This is a genomic window from Collinsella aerofaciens (genome assembly GCF_040910325.1).
Lineage (GTDB): Bacteria > Actinomycetota > Coriobacteriia > Coriobacteriales > Coriobacteriaceae > Collinsella > Collinsella aerofaciens_BL.
The window spans coordinates 1-13,934 of sequence record NZ_JBDGAV010000025.1 but is presented as its reverse complement, the minus strand read 5'-3'; the positions used below and the strand labels follow the sequence as shown (position 1 = coordinate 13,934).

Here is a 13,934-nt window from a genome sequence, read left to right as displayed (position 1 = left end):
TGCCTGCCGAAGCGGGCATACACAGAGGACTCATCGCTATGAACCGTGAGAGGTATCGCGGCGACCTGCCCCTATCGGGGGTGGGCGCCTATGTCATCGCTTAAGACGACGCATCGCTGGGCGGTCGCTCAGCAAAACCCCGAGCTCGAAAAGGAGCTTTCGGCTGGCCTGGGCATACCCGGGCTGGTGGCGCGCATTATGGTTGCGCACGGCATTACATCCATCGAGGAAGGCCAGCTGTTTTTGACGCCTTCGCTTGATCGCGACTGGGCCGACCCACTCATTATCCCGGGCATGTCGGTCGTTGCCGACCGCGTTGAGCGCGCTATTCGCAACCACGAGCACATCGCGGTCTTTGGCGATTTTGACGTTGACGGTATTACGTCGACCTGTCTGTTGACCGAGGCACTGCGCACGTTTGGCGCCAACGTCACGCCGTTTATTCCGCATCGCTTTGACGAGGGCTACGGTCTTTCGCGAGCGGCGCTCGACCGCGTTAACGAGCTCGCTCGCCCCCAGCTGATCGTGACCGTCGATAACGGTATTGCTGCCAAGGAAGAGGTCTCCTATCTGGAGAGTCTGGGGATCGATTTGGTGGTCACGGATCATCACGAGCCGTCCGACCAGGTGCCGCAGGGCGTGCCTCTGACCGACCCCAAGCTCGAGGACGAGGGTCCTTCGCGTGAGCTTGCCGGTGCCGGCGTGGCACTCAAGCTGGTGCAGGTTCTGGGCGAGCGTCTGGGCAAGCCGCCGTATTGGCGTTCGCTGATCGAAGTTGCGGCGCTTGGTACCGTGTCCGACATGATGCCGCTGACGCCCGAGAACCGCGCGCTGGTCGCCGAGGGCATCCAGCAGATGCGCGTAACCGCTCGCCCCGGCTATATCGCGCTTGCCGCGCTCGCCAAGGCGGACCTTTCGAGCATTACGGCGGATGGCCTGTCATTCTCGCTCATTCCCCGCTTGAACGCCGCCGGCCGCATGGCCGATCCCAAGCTGGCGCTCGACCTGTTGCTTGCCCGCGACCCCATCGAAGCGAGCGCGCTTGCCGCCGAGCTCGAGGAGATCAACCGGCAGCGTCGCGAGATCGAGGCGGAGCTCACACGCGATGCCATGGCAAAGGTCGAGGAGACCTATGATGGCGGTCGCGCAATCGTCGTGGGTGGCGAGGGCTGGCACGAGGGCGTCAAGGGTATCGTGGCGAGCCGCCTGACCAACCGTTATCACGTGCCGGCGCTGCTGTTCTCGATCGAAAACGGTATCGCTCGCGGTTCGGGTCGCTCGGTGGGCAAGGTCAACCTGTTCGACGCTGTCGAGCGCTGCTCAGATCTGCTGATTCGTCGCGGCGGACATGCGGGTGCGGTGGGCGTGACCATCGAGGCGTCCAAGCTCGACGAGTTCCGCCGTCGCCTTTCGGCCGTGCTATCGGAGCTTCCCGCCGAGGACTTTGAGGACACCGACGAGGTTGCCGCCACCGTTGACCTCTCCGAGCTGAATATTGAGACCATCGAGCAAATCTCCCGTCTTGAGCCGTTTGGCCAGGGCAACAAGGTGCCGCTGTTGGCGGCCGAGGGCGTGACAATGTGCGATCGTGCCGTGGTGGGCAAAACCGGCGAGCACATGCGCTTCGTGGCGACCGATGGCGCTGCGAGTGTGCCGGCCATTATGTTCCGCGTGCCGCAGATCGATAAGCTCATCAATTGCGATAGCGCCGTCGACCTGGTATTCGAGGCCGTGGCCGAGCATTGGCAAGGTCGCGTAAAGCCCAAGCTCATGATCAAGGATGTCTTGGTCCGCGATACCACGGCGCCCAGCGTTGACGACCCGGCATGTGAGCTTCGCCGTGGCGTGGAGCCTGCGGACGCCGGTCTTCGTCTGGAGTCCCGCAAGCGCCAAACGCTCGCCCAGCTTTCCTATACCGAGCTGACGCGCTCGCTTATCCATAACTTTATCGGTTCGAACCAGCCGCACCGCGCGCAGGTCGAGGCGCTCGATGCCCTGGCCGATCGCCAAAGTGTTCTGGCCGTTATGGGAACGGGGCGCGGCAAGTCTCTTATCTTCCATGTGCATGCCGCGCGCGAGGCGGTCCTTCGCGGGCGTGCGAGCATCTTTGTCTATCCGCTGCGCGCGCTCGTTGCCGACCAGGCCTATCACCTCTCGTCGACGATGGCCGCGCTCGGCATTGGCGTAGGCGTGCTGACCGGCGAGACCGTGGAGGCGGCGCGCGATGACGTGTTTGCCGGCTTGGCTTCGGGCCGCACCGGCATCGTGCTCACGACGCCCGAGTTCCTGTCCATTCACCGCGACCGCTTTGCGCGTTCGGGGCGCATCGGGTTTGTCGTTATCGATGAGGCGCACCACGCCGGCCTTGCCAAGGGCGGCGATCGCAGCGCCTATCTCGACATGCCCGATATCCTCAAGGCCCTGGGCGACCCGGTCGTTATGGCTGCGACGGCCACCGCGACGGCTCCGGTCGTGGCCGAGCTTGCCCGCATGCTGCCGATCACTCGCACGGTGGTCGACGAGACAGTGCGCGAGAACCTGCAGCTCGAGGACGACCGTGATCTTGCAAGTCGCGAGAACCGTTTGGTGTCGATTGTGGCGACGGGGGAAAAGACCGTCATCTACGTCAATTCGCGCGACCAGTCCGTGGCGCTCGCCAAGACGTTGCGCAAGCGTGTGCCCGATTGCGCAACCCATATCGCGTTCTATAACGCGGGGCTTGCGCGTTCCGATCGCCGTCGCGTGGAGGAAGCTTTCCGAGACGGCAGCCTCAGCTGCATCGTCTCGACATCTGCCTTTGGCGAGGGCGTCAACCTGCCCGATATCCGCCATGTCGTGCTCTATCACATGCCGTTTGGCGGCATTGAGTTTAACCAGATGAGTGGCCGCGCCGGTCGCGATGGCCAGCCCGCCGTGATCCATCTGCTCTATTCGTCGCGCGACGCCCGCATTAACGAGCGCCTGCTCGACTGCTATGCGCCCGAGCGCGACGAGCTCGTCACGCTCTATCGCGCACTGCAGACCATGTGGCGCTCCAACCGCGGCAAAACCGGGGACGATTCCTTTAGCGCGAGCGATATCGACATCGCGCAGATGTGCCTTGCCATCGATGCTCGCACGCCGGTCGACGAGCGTTCGGTGGAAAGCGGCCTGGGAATCTTCGAAGAGCTTGGTTTTTGTCGCGTTTCGGGGTTTGACGACACCCGTCGCATCGCGATGGCCGAAAACCCCGGCCGCGTGCAATTGAGTAGGTCAATTCGCTATTTGGAGGGCTTGCGCTCGCGCATGGAGTTTTCGGCTTTCCGGAGCTGGGCGCTCGATTCGTGCGCTTCTGATATGCTAGCCAAAGTTAACCGCCCGATCGTACCGCGGGCCTAGGGGAAGGGGACCTCGATGGATGCCGCAGCCCGTACCGCCCATGATTCCACCCTCCAGCCGTTTTCGGAGATGGAGCACTATAAGCATGCCGATGAGCTGCCGCCCGAGATTATGGCGGACAGCTACGACAAGCTGGAGCGCCTGTGCCTCAAATATATGAATGAGGACGACTTTTCTAAGGTGGAGCAAGCCTACTGCTTTGCCGCCGAGAAGCACTGCAACCAAAAGCGCCGCTCGGGCGAGATGTACATTAACCATCCCGTCGAGGTTGCCATCATTTTGGCCGATCTCAAGATGGACTGCGATGTGGTGTGCGCTGCGCTGCTGCACGATACCGTCGAGGATACCGAGACCTCGCTCGCCGATGTTTCCGGCCTGTTTGGCGATACGGTGGCCGAGCTCGTCGATGGCGTGACCAAGCTCACCAACATCGAAGTCGACAGCATGGACGAGAAGCAGGCGCTCACGCTGCGCAAGATGTTCCTTGCCATGTCCAAGGACATTCGCGTCATCATCGTTAAACTTGCCGACCGTCTGCACAACATGCGAACGCTGGCAGCCCTGCGCGAGGATCGTCGCCTGTTTAAGGCTCGCGAGACCATGGACGTGTATGCGCCCCTGGCCGACCGTCTGGGCATGAGCTCCATTAAATGGGAGCTCGAGGACCTGTCCTTCTTCTACCTTGAACCCGACGCCTACCAGCGCATCGCGCGCATGGTGGCGGAGTCGCGCGAGGTCCGTGAGCGCTATCTGGCCGAGACCATCAAGACACTCACCGACGAACTCAACCGCATTGGCCTGGAGGACTTCCAGATTAACGGCCGTTCCAAGCACTATTGGTCCATCTACCAAAAGATGAAGCGCAAGGGCAAGGAATTCTCCGAGATCTACGACCTGGTGGCACTGCGTGTCATCACGCATTCGGTGCGCGATTGCTACTCCACGCTCGGCGCGGTGCATACGCTGTGGCACCCCATGCCCGGTCGCTTTAAAGACTATATCGCCATGCCCAAGGTCAATAACTACCAGTCGCTCCACACGACGGTCATCGGCCCCACGGCTCGTCCGCTCGAGATTCAGATTCGAACCTACGAGATGCATGAGCAGGCCGAGTACGGCATTGCCGCCCACTGGCTATATAAGAAGTCGGGCGGATCGTCTGCGTCTAAGACCAATGATGCCCAGCGTCTGGACGACCAGATTAACTGGCTTAAGCACTCACTCGATTGGGCTGCGTCTGATGAGATTACCGACGCCAAGGAATACCTGCATTCGCTGAAGGTTGACCTCTTCGATCAGGAGATCTTCGTCTTTACGCCCAAGGGCGAGGTCATGGCGCTTCGTGCCGGATCCACGCCGCTCGACTTTGCCTATGCCGTTCACACCGAGGTGGGAAACCATTGCGTCGGCGCCAAAATCAACGGTGCGGTGGCTCCGCTCACGCACGAGATTAAGACGGGTGACCGTGTCGAGATCCTGACGAACAAGAGTTCCAAGCCGTCGCGTGATTGGCTCAAGATCGTCAAGACGCCTTCGGCTAAGTCCAAGATCCGCCGCTATTTTGCCGCTGCGACCAAGGACGACGACGCTGCTGCTGGTCGCGATATGCTGGCCAAGGACCTGCGTAAGCGTGGCTATGGCATTTCTACGCCGCGTTCGACGCGTGCACTCAACGCCGTGGCGGAGCAGTTTAACTTCAAGCAGCTCGAGGACCTGTTTGCCGCCGTCGGCGCCGGCAAGGTTGCCCCGCGCGCTGTGGGCAATAAGGTCGAGCAAATCTTGGACCCCAAGCCCGAGGAACAGCTCACCAAGGCCGAGGCTATCGCCGAGGTCGTGAAACAGCCCGCTCGCGGCTCCAACCGCAAGCCGCAAAAGCGCGGCAAGAGCGCCAGTAACGGCATTATCGTCAAGGGCGAGAGCAACAGCGGCCTGCTGGTCCGTCTGGCTCATTGCTGCAACCCCGTGACGGGCGACGACATCGTCGGCTTCATCACGCGCGGTCGTGGCGTTTCGGTGCATCGCGCCAACTGCCCTAACGTCAAGGGTCTTATGGAACATCCCGAGCGCATGATTGATGTGGAGTGGGACGGCGCTGCCGATACCCTCTTCCAGGTCGAGATCGTGGTCGAGTGCCTGGACCGCATGGGCCTGCTCAAGGATGTCACCATTGCCATTGGCGATGCGGGCGGCAATATCCTTTCTGCCGCCACGTCGACCAACCGCGAGGGTATTGCAACCCTGCGCTTTATGGTCGAAATTTCGGATGCGAGTGGCCTGGATCCGTTGCTGGCTTCCATCAGCAGTGTCGATTCGGTCTACGACGCTCGCCGTCTTATGCCCGGCGAGGGCGGAGCGCAACTCAAGCGCCGTGTGTAGGTGCGAGAGCCTCTCAGCATCATAGATATTGGTTACGTTCGAGGCATCGTTTGGTGCCTCGAGCGTATTTTAGAAGGAGGGTATGCGCGTGGACGATATGACTTTGGACCTGACACCCCGAGGCGCGGCTTCGATTGAGGCGCTCGTCAACGGCCCGATTCAGACCAACAGCTACGCCGTGATTTCGAATGACGAGTGCTTAATCGTCGATCCGGCGTGGGAGGGCGAGCGTCTTGTGGAGCATATCCGCACCGCGCATCCCGAGGTGCGCGTACTCGGCTCTGTCTGCACGCACGGTCATGCCGACCATGTTGGCGGGGTTGCCGGGGTTCGAGCTGTCGTTGGCGACAGCGCACTATATGAGTTGTGCGCTAAGGACGTGACGGTACCTCGCGCAAATATCGAGGAGCAGCGCGCCATGTGGGGTATCGAGACGCCCGATCCGGGTGAGCCGACGCGTTTGCTTGCCGAGGGCGATACAATCGAGGTGGGCGACGTCTGCCTGCAGGTGATCGAGGCGCCGGGGCATACGCCGGGCGGCATCGTCCTGTTCGCCGCGACCGAGCAGGGGAACATCGCCTTTGTGGGCGACACGCTTTTCCCGGGCAGCCACGGTCGTACCGATCTTTCCGGCGGTGACGAGGCGGCGATTATGCGCTCGCTCTCCAAACTTGCCAAGATGCTTCCGCCCGATACCGTTTGCTTGACGGGCCATGGCGATTCGACCACGATGGCGCGCGAACTTATGCAGAACCCGTTTATGCAGATGTAGGCTCGAAGCCGTCTGTCGAACCACGAAGACCGCTCAATCGTCAAGCTATTTTCCCCAGTGGGTCGATTCTGTGGGGCAAACGGTCAAAATTTGTCCAATCGGATGGTATTCGTGAACAAACGAACGTTTATGCTCGGGTATGTCGTGGTAAAATCTCAGGCGTTATCGGAGCAACCTTACAGGAGGTTTCTTTTATGCTCGTCAACGCAGCAGACATGCTCAAGAAGGCCGAGGCCGGCAAGTACGGTCTCGGTGCCTTCAACACCAACAACCTCGAGTGGACCCTGGCTATTCTCCAGGCCGCCGAGGAGGCCAAGTCTCCGCTGATCCTTCAGTGCACCGCTGGTGCCGCTAAGTGGATGGGCGGTTTCAAGGTCTGCGCCGACATGGTCAAGGCTGCCGTCGAGGCCACGGGCGTTACCGTTCCCGTCGCCCTTCACCTCGATCACGGTTCTTACGAGGACTGCTTCAAGTGCATCGAGGCCGGCTTCACGTCCATCATGTATGACGGCTCTCACGAGGAGACCTTCCAGCTTAACCTCGACCGCACCAAGGAGCTCGTTGAGCTTGCCCACTCCAAGGGCATGTCCATCGAGGCCGAGGTCGGCGGCATCGGCGGCACCGAGGACGGCGTGACCTCCAGCGGCGAGCTCGCTGATCCTGCTGAGTGCAAGCAGATTGCTGACCTGGGCGTCGACTTCCTCGCCTGCGGTATCGGCAACATCCACGGCGTGTACCCTGCCGACTGGGCTGGCCTTTCCTTCGAGCGCCTGGGCGAGATCAAGGCTCAGACCGGCGACCTGCCCCTCGTCCTGCACGGTGGCACCGGCATCCCCGAGGATCAGATCAAGAAGGCCATCTCCCTGGGTATCTCCAAGATCAACGTCAACACCGATCTGCAGCTCGTCTTTGCCAAGGGCGTTCGCGAGTACATCGAGGCTGGCAAGGATCAGCAGGGCAAGGGCTTTGACCCCCGCAAGCTCCTCAAGCCTGGTCGCGACAACATCGTTGCCCGCACCAAGGAGCTCATGGAGGAGTTTGGCTCCGTCAACAAGGCGTAAGCGTCGCTAAACTTCCCGTCGGAAGCCCCGTCCCCCTACACTGTTTCCTTTGCGCTCACCTGGCTTCGCCAGAAGTCGCGCCAAGGAAACAGTTCCGGGGGACGGGGCTTCCTTTGTTTAACGCCGCAGGGTTACGAGTCTGAATTAAGATGGCTACTGGCTTTGCCAGAAGTCGCGCGACGGAATCGGCTCCGGGGAAACGGGGCCTCCTTTGTTAACTCGCTACAGGGTTACTGGGCTGAATTCATTTTTTATAGGTACCGTTTATCGGTGTTGAGGGTTCCTTTATTGGGGCTTTCTTTTTATCTCGCTACAATGGACTTCAAGAGTTCTAATGACTTGGAGTTTGGTATGGCTGTTATTAATGTGCTGCCTTCGGATGGGAAGGTTATTGACGAGGGTCCTGTTGGTTGCTCTGTTGATGTTTGCAATGATGACTTCCGTTTTCTAGATGTTGGCTTGCCACCCGAGATTCTTCGTCTTAAGGATGCCGGGTATTTGACGCAGGCTGTTGCCGCCTGCGATCGCCTTTTGGAGCAGAACCCTGAGCCTTCGCTGGCTGCCTGCGTTCGCGCCGAGCGGTATCGCATGATCGAGACGCCGCTTTATTTTTCGGTGTCGCGTGATCGGGCTATCGAGATGATCCGCGAGGAGTGGCCTGAGTTTACCGAAGAGCAGTTTGACGACCTGATCGATCGCAAACGTATTGACTGGCGCTTTATCGATGGTCAGCTGTTCGTTCTCGATAACTTCCTTGATTCTTTGCGCGTGTATCCCAAGGAGGTTCCGGGTCTGCGTCCCGATTCTGCGGATGGAATTGCGCTGCGCAACCAGATGCTCGAGGAGATGGAGTCGCAGGGCGGGCTGTCTCGCACCATTACGCTTAAGGCATGCGTGTCTGTCCCCGGTGCTTTGGAGGGGGAGACCGTTCGCGCGTGGCTTCCCATTGCCGCCGCCTGCCGCCAGCAGTCTCAGGTCGAGATGCTTGATATGACGCCGGAGGGGGTCGTTGCTCCCGCAAACGCCTCGGCGCGCACTGCCTCGTGGGTCTCCTCGACCGATCGCTCATTCTCGGTGACCTATCGCTATCACATCGATGCTGCTTATTGTGATGTCTACGGTGGCACACTTCCGGTTCATCCGCGTATGGACGCGCCTCTGCCCGAGGATATTTCCGAGGACCGTCCGCACATTGCATTTACGCCGTATCTGCAGCAGCTGACGGCCAGCGTTGTTGGCGGACTCGAGGATCCGCTCGATCGCGCCCGTGCTATCTATGATTACCTGACGCAGCATATCGACTATCGCTATCAGCCGCCGTACTTGCTTTTGGGATCTATTGCCGATGACTGCGCGCATTCGCTCCGCGGCGATTGCGGCGTTATGGCGCTCACGTTTATCACCATGTGCCGTATCGCGGGCGTGCCTGCCCGTTGGCAGAGCGGCCTCTACGTTGCGCCCGATTCGGTGGGGTCGCACGACTGGGCAGAGTTCTATACGCCGCAGACCGGTTGGCTCAACGCCGACGTGTCATTTGGATCTTCTGCTCGCAGGATGGGGGAGGAGTGGCGCCGCCGTCACTACTTTGGCAATCTCGACCCATGGCGTATGGTGGCCAACAATCGATTCCAGGCAGAGTTTGAGCCCTCTTTCGACGGCATGCGCGAGGACCCTTACGATAACCAGATGGGTGAGGCTTCGGTCGACGGTCGCGGATGCCGTCAGCGCGAGATGCTACGCACGGTCGAACTCATCGAAATGCTCGAAGTTCCATTTTCGGACTAATCGGTAGAAAGCTGTGATAAACTAACTCACGCATTACGTGCCCGAGTGGCGGAATTGGCAGACGCAGTGGACTCAAAATCCACCGTTGGCAACAACGTGCGAGTTCGAGTCTCGCCTCGGGCACCATACATGCAAGTGAGCGTTCAAGGGGGTTGCGGCCCCCTTTTTCGTGCCGAACTCGCGTGAGCGCGCGAAGCGTTAAGCAAACAGGCCTGCGGCCTGTTTGTAGCGGAGCGTGGCGAGGGCGCCTCGCGCCCGAAGACCGGGGCTTCGCGAAGCGAAGGCCCTTCGAGTCTCGCCTCGGGCACCATACATGCAAGCGAGCGTTCGAGGGGGTTGCGGCCCCCTTTTTCGTGTACGTAATGTGATAACGCGCTGTACGTGTTATTATTCGCAAGGCGTTGTTCCCGCAATGCCCTAAAGAGGAACCCGAGGGTTCCCACCTTTTGGCGCCAATGAGCAGCTGACTGGTCATACAACTTAGATTCCCTTCCTCAAATCGAGGATTTCTATGTGTACGACCTGGTTGCTGAGAAGCGCCGGGTTATTTTTTTATGAATGGAGGTAGGGAAAATAGCTAAGTCTGATGACACCCGCATCAACGACGAGATTACTGCATCTTCGTGCCGTTTGATTGGCGTCGATGGCTCTCAGCTCGGCCTGTTCGCCATCCGCGATGCCCAGCGCGTCGCCGACGATCAGGGTCTCGACCTGGTCGAGATCGCTCCCAACGCGGAGCCGCCGGTCTGCAAGGTCATGGACTACGGTAAGTTCAAGTACCAGCAGGCCATGAAGGCCAAGGCTGCTCGTAAGAACCAGTCCAAGGTCGAGGTCAAGGAAATGAAGTTCCGACCCAAGATCGACGTTGGCGACTACGAGACCAAGAAGGGCCACGTTCTGCGTTTCCTCAAGAAGGGCGCACGCGTTAAGATCACCATCATGTTCCGCGGCCGTGAGATGGCTCACCCGGAGCAGGGCCTTAACGTTCTCGAGCGTCTCGCCGAGGATCTCAAGCCTTACGCTACGGTCGAGTCCAAGCCTAAGATGGAAGGCCGTAACATGCTTATGCTGCTCGCCCCGATTAAGGGCGCCTTCGATGAGGATAAAGCGGCAAGCGATACCAAGTAACTAGTGTTCTGTAACCGATTAAGGAGTATTTCATGCCTAAGATGAAGTCCCACAGCGGCACCAAGAAGCGTTTCCGCAAGACTGGTACCGGCAAGCTTATGCGCGCCAAGGCTTTCAAGAGCCACATCCTGAGCAAGAAGTCCACCAAGCGTAAGCGTGGCTTCCGTCAGGAGACCGAGATCGCCGCTGCCGACCGCAAGGTCATCAAGTCGCGTCTCGCCTAAGTTCGCGTTCCCGTTTTTCGTTTTACCGTCTAGGAGTTGATAGAACATGGCACGTATTAAGCGCGCTGTTGCCGCCAAGAAGAAGCGCCGTACCGTTATGCATCGTGCGAAGGGTTACTACGGTGCCGCTTCGCGTACTTACAAGCATGCTAAAGAGCAGGTCCAGCACTCCCTGCAGTATCAGTATCGTGATCGCCGCAACAAGAAGCGCGAGATCCGTTCTCTCTGGATCACTCGTATCAACGCTGCTGCTCGCCTGAACGACATCTCTTACTCTCAGTTCATGCACGGCCTGAAGGTTGCCGGCATCGAGCTCGACCGCAAGGTCCTGGCTCAGATGGCTTACGAGGACATCGAGTCCTTCAACGAGCTGGCTACCATCGCCAAGAAGGCTCTCGAGGCCTAATAGATTCTCTTGAATCGCTAGGGGAGTGTCGCGTTGTGCGCGGCGCTCCCTCTTTTTATCTGAAGCGCTGGTTTATATAGCAAAAGCGCGGGTAGATAGACACTTACAGGTGACCGATCTTTATATATCTCTTAACCGAAGGGTCATCATCTGATACGTGCAGTATTTCTGCACCAGCCTTTCTATTACTTATATAGGAAGCGATGTATTGTGTAGGACTTGTGAAGAGTGGAATTCCCGCCCCCGGCGCCCCTCCGGTCTGGCAATATATCTCCTTGCCGCGCGGCCCGGTGGAACCGGGAACCAGCGCAGGCGTGCACCTTGAGAACCGGATACTGCGAGGATGGACACACCAGTTGTGTCGCATCCGGGCAGACATCGAACCATTTGAAATGGTCTAACTTGGATTTGTTTTTCGCAAGGCCGCCGAGAGGCGGCCCCGAGAAATTCCTTTTCCTATACTAAAACCATATGAATCGAACGGAACCGATCAGCGATGAACTGAGAGGACCGGACGGGCTCGAAGCCCAAATATTTTGGACGGAGAGTTCGATCCTGGCTCAGGATGAACGCTGGCGGCGCGCCTAACACATGCAAGTCGAACGGCACCCCTCTCCGGAGGGAAGCGAGTGGCGAACGGCTGAGTAACACGTGGAGAACCTGCCCCCTCCCCCGGGATAGCCGCCCGAAAGGACGGGTAATACCGGATACCCCCGGGCGCCGCATGGCGCCCGGGCTAAAGCCCCGACGGGAGGGGATGGCTCCGCGGCCCATCAGGTAGACGGCGGGGTGACGGCCCACCGTGCCGACAACGGGTAGCCGGGTTGAGAGACCGACCGGCCAGATTGGGACTGAGACACGGCCCAGACTCCTACGGGAGGCAGCAGTGGGGAATCTTGCGCAATGGGGGGAACCCTGACGCAGCGACGCCGCGTGCGGGACGGAGGCCTTCGGGTCGTAAACCGCTTTCAGCAGGGAAGAGTCAAGACTGTACCTGCAGAAGAAGCCCCGGCTAACTACGTGCCAGCAGCCGCGGTAATACGTAGGGGGCGAGCGTTATCCGGATTCATTGGGCGTAAAGCGCGCGTAGGCGGCCCGGCAGGCCGGGGGTCGAAGCGGGGGGCTCAACCCCCCGAAGCCCCCGGAACCTCCGCGGCTTGGGTCCGGTAGGGGAGGGTGGAACACCCGGTGTAGCGGTGGAATGCGCAGATATCGGGTGGAACACCGGTGGCGAAGGCGGCCCTCTGGGCCGAGACCGACGCTGAGGCGCGAAAGCTGGGGGAGCGAACAGGATTAGATACCCTGGTAGTCCCAGCCGTAAACGATGGACGCTAGGTGTGGGGGGACGATCCCCCCGTGCCGCAGCCAACGCATTAAGCGTCCCGCCTGGGGAGTACGGCCGCAAGGCTAAAACTCAAAGGAATTGACGGGGGCCCGCACAAGCAGCGGAGCATGTGGCTTAATTCGAAGCAACGCGAAGAACCTTACCAGGGCTTGACATATGGGTGAAGCGGGGGAGACCCCGTGGCCGAGAGGAGCCCATACAGGTGGTGCATGGCTGTCGTCAGCTCGTGTCGTGAGATGTTGGGTTAAGTCCCGCAACGAGCGCAACCCCCGCCGCGTGTTGCCATCGGGTGATGCCGGGAACCCACGCGGGACCGCCGCCGTCAAGGCGGAGGAGGGCGGGGACGACGTCAAGTCATCATGCCCCTTATGCCCTGGGCTGCACACGTGCTACAATGGCCGGTACAGAGGGATGCCACCCCGCGAGGGGGAGCGGATCCCGGAAAGCCGGCCCCAGTTCGGATTGGGGGCTGCAACCCGCCCCCATGAAGTCGGAGTTGCTAGTAATCGCGGATCAGCATGCCGCGGTGAATGCGTTCCCGGGCCTTGTACACACCGCCCGTCACACCACCCGAGTCGTCTGCACCCGAAGTCGCCGGCCCAACCGCAAGGGGGGAGGCGCCGAAGGTGTGGAGGGTGAGGGGGGTGAAGTCGTAACAAGGTAGCCGTACCGGAAGGTGCGGCTGGATCACCTCCTTTCTAGGGAGATAAATCTTCTAGAGAGAAAACACTTTAACTCGAATAGAGGGCAGGAGCCCGTCCGGCAGATGTCGCCTGGATGATTCCCCGCAGCACCCGGTCCCCGGGGTCGCACCCGCGTACCTTGAGAGCCGCATAGCGATAGGAGAGAGATGGAAGAGTATCCTCTTCCAGACTCGATTCTTTTCTGCGATTTAAAGACAGAATGATAGCAATCATTCATCCGATCCAAACAAGAAGAATTCACTTATATATGAGTGAGGAGCATCTGATCGCGAGCACAGTGAAGACACTGTGCCGCGGTATGAGATACCCGAATTGCGACATACGAGCGCTATTCATGATATCGATTAATTAATTTTAGCGACACGTGGATATCCCGCGGGCCCGATGCGGTCCCGCAAGATACCACGGGCGCACGGCGGATGCCTTGGCACAGGGAGCCGATGAAGGACGCGGCAAGCTGCGATAATCCCCGGCGAGGAGCACACATCCTTCGACCCGGGGGTCTCCGAATGGGCGAACCCATGCACAGCAGTGTGCATATCCCCCCGCTGAACACATAGGCGGGGGGAGGACAACCCGGGGAACTGAAACATCTAAGTACCCGGAGGAGAGGAAATCAATCTCGAGACTCCCCGAGTAGCGGCGAGCGAAAGGGGACCGATGGCCAAACCGTCGAGCGGGCATACCCGGCAGGGGTTCCGCCGACGGGGTTGCAGGGCCGCGCATCCGGGGGCTGCCGCCCCCGGGCGCAGGTC

At 59.9% G+C, this 13,934-nt stretch carries 8 protein-coding genes, 1 tRNA gene and 2 rRNA genes; all 11 read left to right on the top strand.

All coding sequences use genetic code 11. From position 1 onward, the window contains the following. The first annotated feature begins 90 nt into the window (after window positions 1-90). A complete protein-coding gene (gene recJ, locus AB5Z25_RS09110) occupies window positions 91-3,378 on the top strand; it encodes a single-stranded-DNA-specific exonuclease RecJ (protein WP_368135362.1) in 3,288 nt (1,095 codons plus the stop codon). A 15-nt stretch (window positions 3,379-3,393) separates the two neighbouring features. Further along, a complete protein-coding gene (locus AB5Z25_RS09105; RefSeq protein ID WP_117769793.1) occupies window positions 3,394-5,754 on the top strand; it encodes a RelA/SpoT family protein in 2,361 nt (786 codons plus the stop codon). 82 nt (window positions 5,755-5,836) lie between these two features. Beyond that, window positions 5,837-6,526, top strand: coding sequence for an MBL fold metallo-hydrolase (locus tag AB5Z25_RS09100; protein WP_084591759.1), 690 nt, complete (start codon window positions 5,837-5,839; stop codon window positions 6,524-6,526). 194 nt (window positions 6,527-6,720) lie between these two features. After that, a complete protein-coding gene (fba, locus tag AB5Z25_RS09095; protein ID WP_035137086.1) occupies window positions 6,721-7,587 on the top strand; it encodes a class II fructose-1,6-bisphosphate aldolase in 867 nt (288 codons plus the stop codon). A gap of 351 nt (window positions 7,588-7,938) precedes the next feature. Further along, window positions 7,939-9,372: a transglutaminase-like domain-containing protein gene (locus AB5Z25_RS09090; RefSeq protein ID WP_368135361.1), complete on the top strand. Its 1,434-nt coding sequence runs from the start codon at window positions 7,939-7,941 to the stop codon at window positions 9,370-9,372. A gap of 39 nt (window positions 9,373-9,411) precedes the next feature. Further along, window positions 9,412-9,498: transfer RNA gene (locus tag AB5Z25_RS09085), tRNA-Leu, on the top strand. Between the two features lie 432 nt (window positions 9,499-9,930). Next, window positions 9,931-10,500 carry a translation initiation factor IF-3 gene (gene infC, locus AB5Z25_RS09080; RefSeq protein ID WP_006234423.1) on the top strand — a complete coding sequence of 190 codons (570 nt, stop codon included), beginning with the start codon at window positions 9,931-9,933 and terminating at the stop codon, window positions 10,498-10,500. A 32-nt stretch (window positions 10,501-10,532) separates the two neighbouring features. Continuing rightward, entirely contained in the window at window positions 10,533-10,724 is a 192-nt protein-coding gene (rpmI, locus tag AB5Z25_RS09075) for a 50S ribosomal protein L35 (protein ID WP_006234422.1), read from the top strand. Window positions 10,725-10,770: 46 nt separating this feature from the next. Then, window positions 10,771-11,130 (top strand): 50S ribosomal protein L20, encoded by a 360-nt coding sequence (rplT, locus tag AB5Z25_RS09070; protein WP_006234421.1) that lies wholly within the window; start codon window positions 10,771-10,773, stop codon window positions 11,128-11,130. 537 nt (window positions 11,131-11,667) lie between these two features. Then, window positions 11,668-13,173 (top strand): 16S ribosomal RNA (locus AB5Z25_RS09065). Window positions 13,174-13,571: 398 nt separating this feature from the next. Then, window positions 13,572-13,934: ribosomal RNA gene (locus AB5Z25_RS09060) — 23S ribosomal RNA — on the top strand; the annotation flags it as partial.

What these genes read in the sequence shown, in the direction of transcription:
- fba (WP_035137086.1), top strand. Translation starts at nt 6,721, where the DNA reads ATGCTCGTCAACGCAGCAGACATGCTCAAGAAGGCCGAGGCCGGCAAG.
- recJ (WP_368135362.1), top strand. Translation starts at nt 91, where the DNA reads ATGTCATCGCTTAAGACGACGCATCGCTGGGCGGTCGCTCAGCAAAAC.
- rpmI (WP_006234422.1), top strand. Translation starts at nt 10,533, where the DNA reads ATGCCTAAGATGAAGTCCCACAGCGGCACCAAGAAGCGTTTCCGCAAG.
- AB5Z25_RS09090 (WP_368135361.1), top strand. Translation starts at nt 7,939, where the DNA reads ATGGCTGTTATTAATGTGCTGCCTTCGGATGGGAAGGTTATTGACGAG.
- AB5Z25_RS09100 (WP_084591759.1), top strand. Translation starts at nt 5,837, where the DNA reads ATGCGCGTGGACGATATGACTTTGGACCTGACACCCCGAGGCGCGGCT.
- rplT (WP_006234421.1), top strand. Translation starts at nt 10,771, where the DNA reads ATGGCACGTATTAAGCGCGCTGTTGCCGCCAAGAAGAAGCGCCGTACC.
- infC (WP_006234423.1), top strand. Translation starts at nt 9,931, where the DNA reads ATGGAGGTAGGGAAAATAGCTAAGTCTGATGACACCCGCATCAACGAC.
- AB5Z25_RS09105 (WP_117769793.1), top strand. Translation starts at nt 3,394, where the DNA reads ATGGATGCCGCAGCCCGTACCGCCCATGATTCCACCCTCCAGCCGTTT.